The 15086-nt window shown below is 57.2% G+C and carries 9 protein-coding genes; 6 read left to right on the top strand and 3 right to left on the bottom strand.

The window, feature by feature from the left end:
* On the top strand, nt 1–3165 hold a 3165-nt coding region (locus IQ273_RS10795), incomplete at its 5' end, for an efflux RND transporter permease subunit (protein WP_228052783.1).
* Nucleotides 3166–3204: 39 nt separating this feature from the next.
* On the opposite strand, the gene IQ273_RS10790 is transcribed toward IQ273_RS10795, so the two are convergent.
* Nucleotides 3205–6879, bottom strand: a complete 3675-nt coding sequence (locus IQ273_RS10790) for a PAS domain-containing protein (protein ID WP_194023169.1) — start codon at nt 6877–6879, stop codon at nt 3205–3207.
* A 616-nt stretch (nt 6880–7495) separates the two neighbouring features.
* Here IQ273_RS10790 and IQ273_RS10785 point away from each other — a divergent pair.
* The 5 genes from IQ273_RS10785 (at nt 7496) to IQ273_RS10765 (ending at nt 11505) form a co-directional block, all read left to right on the top strand.
* Entirely contained in the window at nt 7496–8188 is a 693-nt protein-coding gene (locus IQ273_RS10785; RefSeq protein WP_194023168.1) for a manganese catalase family protein, read from the top strand.
* Nucleotides 8189–8431: 243 nt separating this feature from the next.
* Complete coding sequence (locus tag IQ273_RS10780; protein WP_228052781.1) at nt 8432–9253, top strand: ABC transporter ATP-binding protein; 822 nt, start codon at nt 8432–8434, stop codon at nt 9251–9253.
* Nucleotides 9210–10046 (top strand): ABC transporter permease, encoded by an 837-nt coding sequence (locus tag IQ273_RS10775; RefSeq protein WP_313898076.1) that lies wholly within the window; start codon nt 9210–9212, stop codon nt 10044–10046. Before IQ273_RS10780 ends, IQ273_RS10775 begins: the two co-directional genes overlap by 44 nt.
* 128 nt (nt 10047–10174) lie before the next feature.
* A complete protein-coding gene (locus IQ273_RS10770) occupies nt 10175–10756 on the top strand; it encodes an NADPH-dependent FMN reductase (protein WP_194023166.1) in 582 nt (193 codons plus the stop codon).
* A 194-nt stretch (nt 10757–10950) separates the two neighbouring features.
* Nucleotides 10951–11505: a hemerythrin HHE cation-binding protein gene (locus tag IQ273_RS10765; RefSeq protein ID WP_194023165.1), complete on the top strand. Its 555-nt coding sequence runs from the start codon at nt 10951–10953 to the stop codon at nt 11503–11505.
* 98 nt (nt 11506–11603) lie between these two features.
* Here IQ273_RS10765 and IQ273_RS10760 read toward each other — a convergent pair whose 3' ends face one another.
* Nucleotides 11604–12776 (bottom strand): esterase-like activity of phytase family protein, encoded by a 1173-nt coding sequence (locus IQ273_RS10760; protein ID WP_228052779.1) that lies wholly within the window; start codon nt 12774–12776, stop codon nt 11604–11606.
* A gap of 94 nt (nt 12777–12870) precedes the next feature.
* Nucleotides 12871–14778 (bottom strand): FAD-dependent oxidoreductase, encoded by a 1908-nt coding sequence (locus tag IQ273_RS10755; protein ID WP_228052776.1) that lies wholly within the window; start codon nt 14776–14778, stop codon nt 12871–12873.
* Nucleotides 14779–15086 lie beyond the last annotated feature (308 nt).

The following is a 15086-nucleotide window of genomic DNA, read 5'->3' as shown; positions in this document are numbered from 1 at the left end:
GTCCCCATGGTTCGCCCCTTCTTTACCAACATTCGCCTGCTCGTCCTCACCATCATCCTGATCTTGGCCTGGGGGCTATCGGCCTACCAATCGCTGCCGCGCCAGGAAGACCCGGAGCTGGTGTCGCGGATTGCTGTGATCACAACCGCCTTTCCCGGTGCCAGCGCGGAGCGGGTAGAGGCGCTGGTGACCACGGTGCTAGAAGCAGAACTGGCTGAAATTGAAGAGATCGACGTGATCGAATCGGACTCTCGGGTGGGGTTTTCTAGCGTGTCTATTGAGCTGGCCGATTCGATTGACAATGCCCAGCCGGTTTGGTCAAAGGCGCGCGACGCCATGGATGACGCAGCGGTTTTGTTTCCCGCTGGAGCGGCTGCCCCTGAGTTTTCTGAGGTGTTGCTGAAGGCCTATACCCTGGTTGCTTCGGTGACGTGGGAGCTGCCGAATCAGCCCAACTACGCCCTGCTGCGCCGCTATGCCGAAGATCTGGGGGTGACCCTGCGATCGCTCAACGGTACCGAGGATGTTGATTTCTTTGGCAGCCCAGATGAAGAAATTTTGGTCGAAATCAACGCGCCAGAGCTGGTGGGGGTGGGCCTATCGCCCCAGGAGCTGGCCAATCAGGTTGGCCTGAGCGACGCCAAAGCCAGCGCCGGGCAGCTGCGCACGCCTGAGCAGACCGTTGCCATTGAGGTCGAGAGCGAGCTAGAGACCACCGAGCAGATTCGCCAAATCCCCATTCGCACCAGCGGCGGCCAGTTTACCCGGCTCAGCGATATCGCCAGCGTTAGCCGGGGCATTCGCTCCCCGCTCAGCGACGCGGCCATCGTCAGCGGCAAACCGGCGGTGGTGGTCGGCGTGATGATGCAGTCGGGGCTGCGCATTGACCAGTGGGCGGCCCAGGCCCGAGCGGCGGTGGATGACGTTCGCGATCGCCTGCCGGAAGGCCTGAGTCTCACAATTATCTTTGACCAGAGCGGCTACGTCGAAAACCGAATCAGCACGCTGATGGTCAACCTGGTGATGTCGGCGCTGCTCGTGGTCGGTGTCACCGTGGTGGCAATGGGCTGGCGATCGGCGCTGGTGATTGGCACGGCGCTACCCTTTACCATCTTTGCCGTATTTGGCTGGATGAGCCTGCTGGGCGTCCCCATTCACCAGATGTCGGTAACGGGGCTGATTATTGCCCTGGGCTTGCTGATCGACAATGCGATCGTGGTGGTCGATGAGATTCAAACCGACATCAAAACCGGGGCCGAGCCGCTCCACGCCGCCACCAAAACGGTGAACTATTTGAAAGTGCCGCTGCTGGCCTCAACGGTGACGACGGTGCTGACCTTTTTACCCATTTACCTGCTGCCGGGGGCGGCGGGAGAGTTTGTCGGCACGATCGCGCTGGGGGTAATTTTGGCGCTGATTTCGTCGCTGGCTATTTCGCTAAGTTTGATTGCCGTCCTCGCGGCGCGGCTGCTGGGTCGTCGCCATCAGCCCCAGCCCCCACGCGGCCAAGTTGCTAGGTTTTTGGCCAGACCAGGGGCCTGGTGGAATGAGGGTCTGTCGCTGCCGTGGCTGGCACGCCCCTACCGCTGGTCAACCCGACGGGCGACGGCTCGACCCCTGCTGGCGATCGCCCTGGTCCTATCCATCCCGCTGGTCGGCTTTATCTCAGCTACGACCCTCGAAAACCAGTTCTTTCCCCTGGTCGATCGCGATCAGTTTCAGGTCGAAATTGAGTTTGCCGCCCAGACCTCAATTGAGCAGACCCGCGCCAACGTGCTTCAGGCTCGCGACGTTATGCTGGCGCACGAAACCGTGCAGGATGTCTACTGGTTTGTGGGCCAGAGCGCCCCTCGGTTTTACTACAACATTCAAAGCTCGCGCGAAAACCAGCCCTACTACGCCCAGGCGATGGTGCAGCTCAGCTCTGAAGCCGGGGTAGAGTCGCTGGTGCAAGCGCTACAGCAGGAATTGAGCGACCTGTTTCCCGCCGCCCGCGTGATTGTGCAGAAGTTTCAGCAGGGGCCACCCTTTGACGCCCCGGTCGAAATGCGCATCTACGGCCCCAATCTAGACGAGCTGCGCCGCCTGGGCATGGACGTGCGAGCCCTTTTGACGACTATTCCTGATGTAGTGGCTGTGCGCGACGACCTGACCGAAGGCCAGCCCAAGCTAGGGCTAAATCTGGATGACGAGCAGGTGCGCCAGGCCGGGTTGACCAATACAGAAATTGCCCAGCAGCTCGATGCCTATTCTGAAGGGGTTACAGGAGGTGCCATTTTAGAATCGACCGAAAACCTGCCGGTGCGGGTGCGGCTAACCAATGCCGATCGGGCCAGCCTCAATCAGCTGGCATCTCTCGACCTGCGGCCTGCTCAGGCTCAAGATCGCGGCTTTCGCCCCACCTCGGCTCTGGGTGAATTTGAGCTGGTGCCCCAGTTGGCCAGCATTGCCCGCCGCAACGAGCAGCGCGTGAATACCGTGCAGGCATTTATTACGGCTGGCGTCTTGCCCAGTACGGTGCTCACGGCGCTCCAGGCCAAACTGGCGGCGGCCAATGTTGAGCTGCCGCCCGGCTACCGCTACGAGTTTGGCGGCGAAGTCGAAGAGCAAAGCAGTGCTATGGGCAACCTGCTGCTGTTTTTACCCATCCTGCTGCTGGGTATGGTGGTGGCGCTGGTGCTATCGCTGGGGTCGTTTCGGCAGGCGGGCATTATTGCGGTGGTGGCGGTGGGCTCGATTGGTATGGCGCTGCTGTCACTAAAGCTGTTTGGGTCGGTGCTGGGCTTTATGGCGATCGTCGGCACCATGGGTTTAATTGGGGTTGCAATCAACGACTCGATTGTGGTGCTCACGGCGTTTAACGAAGACCCCGAAGCTCGCCACGGCGACCCCAGAGCGGTGCACCGCGTCTTGCTCAAGGCCACGCGCCACGTGGTCACCACTACAGCCACAACGATGATCGGCTTTGTGCCGCTGCTGGCCGGGGGCGACCCGTTTTGGCAACCGCTGGCGATCGCGATTTCGGGCGGCATTGCAGGCGCAACGCTGCTGGCCCTCTACTTTGTCCCCGCCGCCTACGTGCTAATCAAGCGGGGGCAATCGCCCCATCGGGGGCACCCAGCCGAGGCGGCTGGACCGCTTGTGTTGGAGACATCTAACGCATAAACACCCCCTAAGCCAGGCAGGAGGCCCATCCCAGAAAACCTACAGAGATGACGGTCCGTTGAGATTTAGCAGTTCTGCGATCGCTTTAGTTAAATGATCGGGCTCAACGGGTTTAGAAATATGTCTTTGAAAGCCCGCCGCCATGGCCTGCTGATAGTCAATTTCTCCGGCGTAGGCGGTCAGCGCGATCGCAGGCACCTGGCCGCCCTGCTCGGGGGAGAGGCGTCTCACCTGTCGCATGAGCGTGTAGCCGTCTCGCTCGGGCATGCCAATATCGCTCAGCAAAATGTCGGGTGTAAACTGGGCTAGCTCCGAGAGCGCTTCATCCACGCTGGCGGCGGCGACCACCCTGGCCCCATTTAGCTCTAGCAAAAAGGCAATAAATTCAAGGGTAGTGGCATCGTCGTCGACCACCAAAATTTGCACATTGGTTAAGTCGGTGGCGGGCTTAAAGGGTTCGACCTCCTGGTCGGTTGTAGAGCCTTGCGCCATGATCGGAATCTGGACGGTAAAGGTGGCCCCCTGGCCTTCGCCGGGGCTGTCGGCCTGCACTCTGCCGCCATGCAGTTCTACCAGGTAGCGCACCAGGGCCAGCCCCAGCCCCAGCCCGCCAAATTGTCGCGTAGTGGTCGCATTTTCTTGCCGAAAACGATCGAAGACATGGGGCAGAAACTCGGGGTGAATGCCTTTTCCCGTGTCGCTGATGGTGAGCTGAGCATAGCTTGGTCGCGGGGCCGACGAGTACTGATCGCCAGGTTCGACTTCGAGTACTCCTGGGTGCTCTACGGCTTGCTCACCCTCTACCTGCTCTAGCCGCACCTCAATCCGCTTTCCCTCGGGGGTAAATTTGACCGCGTTGGAGAGCAGGTTCCAGGCCACTTGCTGCAGCCGATCGATATCGCCCGACACTGGCCTCATGTTGGGCTCCAGGGCCGTGTGAATCTGAATGGATTTGGCGTCTGCCGCTAGCTGCACCGTTTCTAAGGCGGCTCGAACCACCACCGCCAGGTTGACGGCTTTTTTGTTCAAGCTCAGCTTGCCGCGCAAAACCCGGGACACATCGAGCAGATCGTTGATCAGCTGCGCCTGCACCTGGGCGTTGCGCTCAATAATCTCTAGGGCATACTGCGTCTTTTCAGGCTTAAGCTGACCTTTGCGTAACAGTTGCGACCAGCCCAAAATGGGGTTGAGGGGCGACCTGAGCTCGTGGGAAACCACGGCTAAAAATTCGTCTTTGATGCGGTTGGCGGCTTCGGCCTGGGTGCGGGCGGTGCGTTCGCTGGTCAGCAGCTGTTCGCGTTCTTGCTCGGTTTGTTTGCGGGAGGTAATATCCTGCACCACCCCAAGTATGCCTAAAACCTCTCCAGACGAGTCGTACTGGGCGCGCCCTTTGGCCGCCACCCATCGAGACTCACCGTCGGCACGGACCACCTGGTACTCAATGTCGTAGTCGCTGTGGTCGGCGATCGCCTGCTCGACCTGGGCTCGGGCGCGATCGCGATCGTCTGCATGGATGAGATGCTGTATCTGCGTCCAGGTCATGTGGGGGCCGGGCGGAAGGTCAAATATGTCGCCAGCCTGCTCTGACAAGATCACCACGTCGGTGGCGACATCCCAACTCCAGTCGCCCAGTTTAGCCGCCGCCAGGGCCAAACTTAACTGCTCCGCGCTGGTTCGCAGGTCGGCTTCGGTCTGCCTGCGTTTGGCTTCGCCCTGCTTGCGTTCGCTAATGTCCTCGGCAATGCCGCCCACCCACAACAGCTCTCCCCGGTGATCAAAAATGGGAAACCCGCGATCGCGAATCCAAACGATGGTGCCATCGGGACGAATGACGCGATATTCCTGGGTATAGGCCACTTGGGTGCAGTGTTGCCAACCCTGCTGGACGCGATCGCGATCGTCAGGATAGATAAACTCTACAAAACGGTTTAGGTCTGCGTACAGTTCAGTCGCAGAGTGACCCCACACCTGCTCAAAGGAAGGACTGACATAGACCAGCCGATACTTCTTTGCATCCGTGATCCAAATCACGTCGCTGCTGTTTTCAGCAAAGCCTTTAAAGCGAGCTTCGCTTTCTCTTAACGCCGCTTCAGCGCGGGCACGCTCTAGGCGGGGAAAGATTTGATAAGCCAGCTCACGGATCAGTTCAACTTCGTCATCGCGCCAGTCGTGGGGCACCGAGTCGTAGACGTTGAGCATAAACCGCCACCGATCATCTTTGTGAAACGGCACGCTGATCAGTGATCTGACGTTCACGGCGGCATAGGGTTCACCATGGATGCGAGGATCGGCACGGGTGTCTCGAACCACGACCGTCTCCTGGTGGTGGGCCGCCTGACGAAAGCTATCGGTGAAAAAATCGGCGACGCGATAGGTACCCACCGGGTCGAGTGTTCCTGCGGCATGCCAGGCATAGTTGATGGTCGCTTCTGCTTCAGCCGCATCAATTTCGACAAAGGCACAGGCCGATAGATCTAGATACGCACCAATTTTTGCGCCAACGGTTTGCATAATCTGATCGGCTGACGAAAGCCGAGAAAACTCGGTCGCGATTTCAGCCAAAAAAGCCGTATTAGCGGCGTGGCGCTTGCTTTCGGTAATGTCAACGGCAGCCCCGTAAAGCAGCTGCTGATCACTGTCGGGCTGGGCTCTCCAGAGCAACCAGCGGTATGAGCCGTCTTTATGGCGGTAGCGATTCTCAAAGGCAAAGGTTTCTTGGCCAGAGAACAAATTTTCTGCCTCCAGCACAGATGAGTTGACATCGTCTGGATGGACAAACTCAGTCCAGGGCCGAGCGGTGGTTTCGGCAGCTGTCCAGCCCAGCAGTCGTTCAAAGGACGGGCTGACCCAGCGAAAGTACCCGCCGCTACTCGTGACCACTTGCAGATCTGAACCTACGGCAAAAAACTTTTCTTGCTCCTGTTCTGCTAGTTTGCGAATAGTGATGTTTCTAAATAGGATGCCAAACAGGTGGTGCTGGGGCTTACCCATCGGGAAGGCATACAGATCGAACCAGCGCTGCATGGGCACCGACTGTTGTTCAAAGCGAATGGGCTGGCGATTGAGCGCGACCTGGCCATAGATTTCAAACCAGGTTTCTTCTAGACCGGGCACTAGCTCGCGCGCGGTTTTGCCAACGGGCTGCTGTAACCCGGTTAGCGACTCAAAAACAGCGTTGACCTCCAAAAATAGGTAGTCAACGGGGGTACCATCCGGGCTGAGCAGCATTTTGCAGAGGCAAAAGCCTTCATCCAGCGACTCAAGCAGGTCACGATAGCGATCGTAAAAGGAGAGAGCAGCTGTGGAGTCTGAAGCGGCCGCACCCGCAGCCGGGACGGCACCGCAAAGCGCCTGGCAAAGCGTGTCGGCGGTTACCTGCTCTCGAATGAGGTAATCTGCTGCGCCAGCCTTAAAGGCCCGTCTGGTCAGGCTGGCATCGTTGTCGCCCACAACCACAACTGGCGGACAGGCGTTGCCCAGCTGAGTTTTGAGCTGAGCCAGCAGCTCAAAACCACGCAGCTCAGGAGCATAACACAGTAAAAGGATGGCCGTCACTGAGTAGGTGCGGCACAGGTCTAGAATGGGGCCGCCATAGCCCTCTGTAATGACGCGATACGCAGGCGCAATCTCTTGCTCAAGCAAGCGCTGGTAGAGGCCAGCGCTGCCCAGGGCGTCATCGTCAAGAACTAAGATGGTGCGATCGCAGGTTGCCATAAGAAAGCCCTAGTTCCCCAGGCTGGCATACGGTTCCAAGCGCTCTGAAGGACTCAGGCTTGCACCTAAAGGCTTAAAAAGCGGCTGTCGTGGGCATTTGGCAAACTGCCAAAGATCATAAATCAACTGACCGGCCTCCGGCAGACACGGAATAAAGACTGGTGAGGAGTAGAAAGAGATTAGCCTGGGCGGCATTGGCGCGATCGCAAAAAAACTTTCCAAATTCTATAGCGCCTGTTTCGCTGGTTAAATCTATCCCAGGACAGAAGCACTTTGAGGTTTGTAGGGTGGGTGCCTCGTCGCGCGGATGCGCCCGGTAGATGGGGTTGTATTCGTTTTCAAAATTTAGCCCAAACAAGAGATGTGCACAGGCAGTAAGTAAGCATTTGCAATTAAACGTAGGACAGGCACGGGCTTTACCCTTTGCCCATCTGGCGCAGGTTCTATATTTAATTGTCGCACCTTCCCGGTTATATACCCTAGAACATAGCTCTCAAGGGCAACTATATATACCCATATTGTCTATCTATGTATAGAACATAGATAGATTAAAAGCAGCGATCATAAAAGACTAAGAGTTAGCTAAACCAAGCTAATTAAAAACACAAGGGTAACTATGTTTTTTCACAAAAAAGATCCCGTTCATACCGTTCAAGTCAGTGAGGCTAATCCTGTATTTGCCCAGCTGTTGCTAGAGCAGTTTGGCGGGGCAACCGGAGAACTTTCTGCTGCGCTTCAATACTGGGTTCAGTCTTTCCACGTTGAAGATGCGGGCATTAAAGATATGCTCCAAGACATCGCCGTCGAAGAATTTGGCCACCTAGAAATGGTCGGCAAATTAATCGAGATCCATACTAAAAACACCGACCAAAGCGAAGCCTACAACAGCACACTTTTTGCTGTACGCGGTATGGGGCCTCACTTTCTTGACAGCCAGGGCAACAACTGGACGGCTAGCTACCTGAACGAAGGCGGCGATGTGGTGCGCGACCTTCGGGCCAACATTGCCGCCGAGGCTGGTGCTCGCCAAACCTACGAGTCGCTAATTAAACTAGCAACCGATGAGGGCACAAAAAAAACACTGACCCACCTGCTCACTCGGGAAATCTCACACACCAAAATGTTCATGAATGCCCTTGATGCTATGGGCAAACTCACCGACCCGATGTTCGGCAACATTCAGCCTGACGAGACCGTAGAGCTTTACTACAATCTCTCTACGAATGGCGACGGTAAAGACGAGCGCGGTCCTTGGAACTCTGAACCTGACTTTAAGTACATTGCCGACCCGGTCAGCAACCTTCACTAAACCCCTCGGGCTTTAGACCACAGCGAGGTAGAGTCTGCCCTCTGGGCCTTGACTCTGCCTCGCGCTGTTTTATGCCGGTAAAACCGTCTAGAATCGTAGCCAGTGCAGGATTTACGCTAAGAAATTGTTAAGGCGCTCCTCTCGGAGGTTGTCGCAGAAGTCATTGGGAGTGGTATTGGTTACTAAAACCTTAGGCCCTGAGAGCCTGTCACAATTGAAGTGGCCAACCACTAGCCTATGCGAATGATTGAAATATACGAATTGACCAAGCGCTTCGGCCCCAAAGCAGCACCTAAAATAGCCGTAGATGGGTTTAGCCTCACTGTCGAGCAGGGGGAAGTGTTTGGCCTGCTGGGACCGAACGGGGCGGGCAAGAGCACCCTGATTAAAATGCTCACCACCCTGCTGCCAGCCAGCAGTGGCCGGGCCGCGATCGCCGGGTGCGATATTGGCCGCCAGCCGATGGCGGTGCAGCGGCGGATTGGCTACGTGCCTCAGGCTCTCTCGGTCGATGGCACCCTGACTGGCTACGAAAACCTGCTGATTTTGGCCAAGCTTTACGGAGTGCCCCGCCGCCAGCGGCTCGATCGCATTCACGCTGCCCTGCACTACGTGGGCCTGGAGGCAGTGGCCCACCGCCTGGTCAATACCTACTCCGGCGGCATGATTCGGCGACTAGAGATGGCTCAGGCCACCCTGCACCGGCCCCCGGTTCTATTCCTCGATGAGCCTACGGTGGGGCTCGACCCGGTGGCCCGCAAAACCATGTGGGACTTAATTTTGCAGCTGCGGCGCGACTACCAGACCACAGTATTTCTCACCACCCACTTTATGGAAGAGGCTGATGTGCTGTGCGATCGCATCGCTATGCTCTACCACGGCCAGCAGGTGGCGATCGGCACCCCGGCTGCGCTCAAGGCCACCGTGCCCCACTCCAATGCCAGCCTTGGGGCCACAATGGATGACGTGTTCATCCACTACACCCGCAATTCGCTGAGTACTGAAACTGAAGGAAGCTATCGTGACACGTCAACTACACGACGCACCGCCAAACGGCTGGGCTAGCCAGAATCGCATCAGTGCTCCAGTCGAAGAATTTATTGCCAAGGCCCTGGTCGCGGCAGAGCTGGAAGTGCGCAAGCTGCGCCACGACCCGATTCAGCTGTTTACCCGCGCGGTGCAGCCGGTGCTGTGGCTAACCATTTTTGGCCAGGTGTTTACCCAGGTGCGGGGCATTCCCACGGGCGGCCTTAGCTATCTAGATTTTATGACGCCGGGCATTTTGGCCCAGAGTGTGCTGTTTATGTCGATTTTTACCGGGCTGCTGGTGATTTGGGAAAAAGACCTCGGCATTTTGCACAAGCTGATGGTCAGCCCCTCGCCCAAGTCGGCCCTGGTGCTGGGTAAGGCGATCGGGGCTGGGATACGGTGTCTGTCGCAGCTGCTGATTATCTATATCGTGGCGGCGTTGATGGGGGTAGGTATTAACTGGAACCCTATCGCCGTGCTGGGTGTGGCCCTAGTAGTGATGCTGGGGGCGGCGCTGTTTTCGACTTTTTCGCTGATTGTGGCCTGCTGGGCGCAGACCCACGAGCGGGTAATGGGCGTGGGGCAACTGATGATGATGCCGCTGTTTTTTGCCAGCAACGCGATTTACCCGATTGAGATCATGCCGGGGTGGTTGCAGGTGGTGTCGCGGCTCAACCCGCTGACCTACATGGTCGATGCCCTACGCCAGCTGATGCTGGTAGAACCGGCGGGCAGCTACAGCCTGGTGTTGAGCCTAGGGATTTTGGTGACGGTTGCGGCTGGGCTGATCGCGTTTTGCGGGCGGTTGTATCCACGACTGGTGCGGTAGGGTCAGCTCCAGGAGCGGGAACATGCGCTAACTCAGCGGGATGGTTGTCGTGCTGAAATTTAAGCTTTGAAGACTAGGATGGGCAGTAGTTCTAGCCAAATTCATGTCCTGATTGAGGTTGCTTTGCTATGGCATTCAAAACAGTGGTTTTTTATGGTTCTTACCGGCGCGATCGCAACGGTATTCGGGCCGCCAAATTTTTGCTCGATCAGCTGGCTCAGCGCGGTCACACCACCATTTTCGCCGATGCCATAGAGTACGACTTTGGCCTACTCGATCGCATGTATAAAGAGCATGAACCCGGCCAGGCCCCGGCCAAAATGGAGGAGCTAGCCGAACACATTCGCACCGCCGATGGGTTTGTGGTGGTGACGGGCGAATACAACCACTCTGTTCAGCCAGGGCTGAGCAATCTGATGGATCACTTTTTAGAAGAGTATTACTTTCGCCCGGCGGGAATTGTGTCGTACTCGGTGGGGGGCTTTGGCGGGGTGAGGGCGGCTGTGCACCTGCGGGTGATGCTGGGCGAGATGGGTATGCCCACCATTTCTTCGATGTTTGCGATCTCAAAAATTACCGAAGCGATCGATGCTGACGGGAAGCCCCAGGACGAGTCGATGATCAAACGTCTGGGCTCCTTTTTAGACGAGCTGGAGTGGTACGAAGAAGCGCTAAAACGACAGCGTGACGAAAAGGGGAAACCCTTTTAGGAAAAGCTTGGCTGTAAGCATGTCTGATTTTAGAGGTAACTACAGGGTCAGCCGCAAAAGAATCAGCTGGGTGGCGCAGACGGCTTTTACCTCGAACCTTTCCAAAGAGAGAGGGTAGCCCTGAATTCTCGCGGGATCATAAAGATTGTGAGTTACGACACACTATCAAACTTTGCAATTAGGAAATACGTCTAATGACTGACATGACAACCTTAGCAACTAAGCTAGCTGACCTAAAGCTTTTTCAAACTGTCTTGATTGACAACGAGCAAAAGCTAATGGCGGCCACCGACGATCACACCATTCGTGAGCGTTTGGAAGGGATGCTAAAGAGCGATCGCGAAAACCTCAGCACCATTGAAGAAGCTGTGACCAAACTGGGCTCCGCCGCAGAGCCGCGCAACATCACCCAAAAGCACGCTGAAGCCGTCACCCAAATGATGAACGGTTCAGAATTGTCTCTATACGACAAGTTTTTCCAGCTGGAATTGCTGAAGCACCAGCAGGTGATGACGGGTTTGGTGCTGCACAAAGTAGGTCAATCTTTGAGCGATACACTTCAAGATGCCATGGAGCCGCTCAACAAGGTTAACTTTGAAAATCGAGCCCACCAAGAAGTTCTCAAAGGCGTTCTTTACTTTGTAGGCACTCGTGAAATAGCGGGTAAAGAGCCCGATATGGGCCTATGGGCCAGCGTCGAGCAGGGGATTGCCGCTCTCAAAGGGGCGATCGGCAGCGCTGCTAGCTAATTAGTTTCTCTGCAACCTACTGGAAGCAGTAGCGCAACATCCTCTGAGCAGGCAAGCTTGAGCCATTGCCCAGAGGATGTTTTTACGTAATAGAAGATTTACATCTGCAAACGCAGCAAAATTAGCTGGGTAGCGCGATCGCCCTCCAGATTGTTATCGCTGACCAGTAGCAAACTCTGGCTACCGTCGGGCAGGCGTGGCCCCAGGGTCATGCCCTCCAGGTTATCCACCGCCAGCGATGTTTCGGCAAAGTCGAGCACCAGCTGCTTGCGAATGGGCGAGATTCCCGACACATCCCCGACCAGACTAGGAATTGTGGAGGTATCGGTTGCACCACCCGTGGCCAGCTGATAGAGCTTGACCTGCATTCCCCGCAGACCAAAAGCACGCTCTAAAGCCAAAAAGTGCCCACCGGGGTCGATGGCCAGCAGAGCCGTGATGCCATTGACCACCGCTCCTGAGGGTTCTAGATCGAGAGGGTAGCGGTGCTCGGCAATCAGCGTTGTCTGATCATCGCCGATTAAATAGTGCAAGAAACGGCTGTTGAGAGGCTGGCTGGGGTCGTCGTTGTAGTCTTGCACCAGGGCCGACTCGGTGGCGGCAAACAGGCGAAAGGGCTCGATCATGCCCGCCCCGCTGCTTCCCCCAGCCACCGTCAGCGCTTCCAGGCTGAGGTTGTTTTGCACACCTCGGGTGGCCTGGTCAAGGTCATCGGGCAGGTAGCGCTCGGGCAGGGGCAGCGTGGCGATCGCGCGCCCGGTCTGACGGTCAAATTCTCCAATGAAGGGCGGTGCATTTTGCCCCACATCTCCCTCGCTGCTAATGAAGAGAGTGTCGCGGGGAGACAGGGCCATACCCTCAGGGTCAATGCTGCCTCGGGGGTAGGGGTTGCCCGCGCCATCCAGCAGCGGTGTGACGGCCTCAAGGCTAACGGTATCAAACCGGGGCTGACCCGTACCACGGTTGCCCAGGGTAATAGCCAGGGTATAAAAACGAGCGGGGCCAAATCGGCCTCGGTCGTCGGAGAGAGCGTAGAGCCGGTCGCGGGGGCGATCGTAAACCAGCGCCGATAGCCCCCCTACCGTTGTGCCCTCAAACTCCTGGGGCGGCAGGTTATAGACATCCAGTAGTTCAACGGTGACGGGAATAAACAGCCGGTCTTCCGCCTTAATTTGAGGAATGGCGCAGCTGGTTATAAGCAGCAGTAAGCCCAGGGCCAGCGATCGCCGCCACACCACCCGCCACAGCCTACGATGCATCCCCTCTGCCATCTTCATACCCTTCTGTACATTCTTTTGGCTCTGAGCCAGCACCCTTTAGGATCGGTCAAGGTTGTGTTCCATCAACTAACAGGGCCAGCGATCGCTACCAGGTAAACCGCAGCCCCTGCTCGACTAAGAAAGCCTGCAAGGCTGGCATCTGCCCAGTCACCACAATCTGGGCCGGGGTCAGGTCGTAGGGTCTGCCGTAGCGCAGCAGCCACCCCGCCGTACCCCCTGCCGCGCTGCCCACGCTCCACTCGCCGTAGTGCACTCGCGTTACCCCGTTGACAATGTGGCTAACGGCAATGCTCTTACCCCCAATCAGCACGTTGTCGACCCCCTGGGGCACCAGCGCCTCTAGGGGAATTTGCAGGGGCCGCACCACAAACTCTTTAATGCTCGACCCCGCCGCCTCGTAAGAGGGCTGCCGAGACCGATAGCGGCAGCCGTGAATGTCAATATCGTAGTGGGCCAAAGCAACGGCGGTAGCCCTAAAGTCGCGGCCCCCGGTCATGTCTTCGCGCAGGTCGGCTTCGACGGCCATAAAGCTATCCTGGCCATAGGCGGGGCGACCTAAAATGCGCCGCCCCTCGCGAATGTAGGGCACGATGCTAAGCCCCGACCGAGTGCCCAGGGGAGAAGCACTGCCGCTTAAAAAAGTGAGCGGAAATTGGTTGGTCGCTTCGGTTTCGATCAGCCATTCGGCAAACTTTAGGGCATGAATTTCGCCATAGTTAAGCGATTCTGTCGACAATCCACCCAGCCAGTCCTGGCGCTGCCCCGAGAGGCGAATGTCCTCTTCAGTAAACACCAGGGGCGGGTCCATAAAATGCCAGTCATTGCCCTTGTTCCAGTTAATCAGCGTCATTTCACCGGGACGAGTCAGGTTGACATTTCTGTTGCTCGCTACCTGACTGACAATGCGGCGGTAGTTGAACACGCTGCCAAAGTTAAAAAACGGAAATCCCTCCAGGTCAAATTCGTTGCGGTGCTCGGCTTTGCTCATGGCCGGTTCAATCTTTTGCAGCGCTTTCAGGCTCTCGTTTTTGTCATTGAGAGTGGCCAGCACAAAGGGGTAAGTATAAGCCTGGGTGCAATCGGGGTTGTCTTGAGGCGGGGCATTCACTTCGCCGGTAAAGCTTTGGGCATCAGACCCCAGGCGATGGGGCAAATTAGCCCAGCCCACCAGTTCTCCCGTATCGGTGGCGTCGATCACGATCATGGAGCGATCGGGAGGGGGCTGCAGCCGAATCGGGATCTTGTTATAGGCCTCGTCGTCTGACCAGGCGTACCAGCGCTCTAGCTCCTGGGAGAGCCGCCCGGTTGGCACATAGCCTGAGTCTAGAGGAATGCGGCGCACACCATATACAGCCGTCACGTAGCGGCCTGAAGAGTCAAAGGCGGCTCCCTTAAACGCTGTAGAGGTGGCCCAACGGCTTTCAGGCGCACTCTTGACCGCCTCACGCATCCACATTTCGGCAGCGGTGGCTCCGGCGCGGGGGGTAAAGCAAAGCTCGCCTACCCAGCAGCTATTAATTTTATCGACCGGTAGTTGAGCCGGTAGCCCTGTCCACGGCGGCAGATAAACGGGCTGACGCTTAATCAGCGCCTTAAACGCCTCCCAACTGGGCGAAAAATTGCGCCGCCAGCGCATCGCCCGCGACTCATCAATCGCCGATACGCCCTGGGAACTAATCTGGCCCCCCAGCCAGGGCGTCAGCTCAATTAAGCAGGTAGTAACGCCCGTCTTCATCGCCTGGGCGGCAGCCGCGACACCCCCCAAGGTGCCGCCAATCACCACCACTTCGCAGGTCCAGACTTCTTCGGCCAGGGGCAGGGGGGTGAGGGTAGGGCGACCGTTAGCGGTTTGAATTTGGCGAATGCCGGTGGCGACCTCGGCCCGATTGACAATTTGCCCCACCGGACGCTGGGTGAACTCCATGGGCTGCCGCCAGTATTCGCTAGCCCCCCGAAAAGCCACGAGCAAAAGAGTGCTGCTGATCAGGGCCATGGTCATCAACGCTCGCCGACGCGACGCTCGCTGACGTCTGCGCCTGGTCTTGGACGTTAGAGGTAGTGAACGATGGCGGCGCTCCAGCATGGACAAGGGCTGCATACCTACGGCGTTGGTCGTCTGTGAGTGTAGCAACGAAATCGCTAAACGACGCAACCAAAACCCCAGTTTTCAGCGCCCCTAGTGAAACTGAATCAGCGCCAGCAGCCTTGCCGGGTGCAGCGGCTGGGTATGTGTAGTCTTTTTTAGTTCCCGGAGCAATTTAGAGATTTAGGCCATAATGGGCTCGACTCATGCCTTTGGGC

This window comes from Nodosilinea sp. LEGE 07298, assembly GCF_015207265.1.
Classification (GTDB): domain Bacteria; phylum Cyanobacteriota; class Cyanobacteriia; order Phormidesmidales; family Phormidesmidaceae; genus Nodosilinea.
The sequence above is the reverse complement of the archived record's forward strand: the minus strand, read 5'-3'. Positions and strand labels throughout refer to the sequence as shown.

Bases quoted from the DNA above. Each gene is read 5' to 3' on its own strand.
- IQ273_RS10790 (WP_194023169.1), bottom strand. From the start codon at position 6,879: ATGGCAACCTGCGATCGCACCATCTTAGTTCTTGACGATGACGCCCTG.
- IQ273_RS10785 (WP_194023168.1), top strand. From the start codon at position 7,496: ATGTTTTTTCACAAAAAAGATCCCGTTCATACCGTTCAAGTCAGTGAG.
- IQ273_RS10780 (WP_228052781.1), top strand. From the start codon at position 8,432: ATGATTGAAATATACGAATTGACCAAGCGCTTCGGCCCCAAAGCAGCA.
- IQ273_RS10770 (WP_194023166.1), top strand. From the start codon at position 10,175: ATGGCATTCAAAACAGTGGTTTTTTATGGTTCTTACCGGCGCGATCGC.
- IQ273_RS10765 (WP_194023165.1), top strand. From the start codon at position 10,951: ATGACTGACATGACAACCTTAGCAACTAAGCTAGCTGACCTAAAGCTT.
- IQ273_RS10760 (WP_228052779.1), bottom strand. From the start codon at position 12,776: ATGGCAGAGGGGATGCATCGTAGGCTGTGGCGGGTGGTGTGGCGGCGA.
- IQ273_RS10755 (WP_228052776.1), bottom strand. From the start codon at position 14,778: ATGGCCCTGATCAGCAGCACTCTTTTGCTCGTGGCTTTTCGGGGGGCT.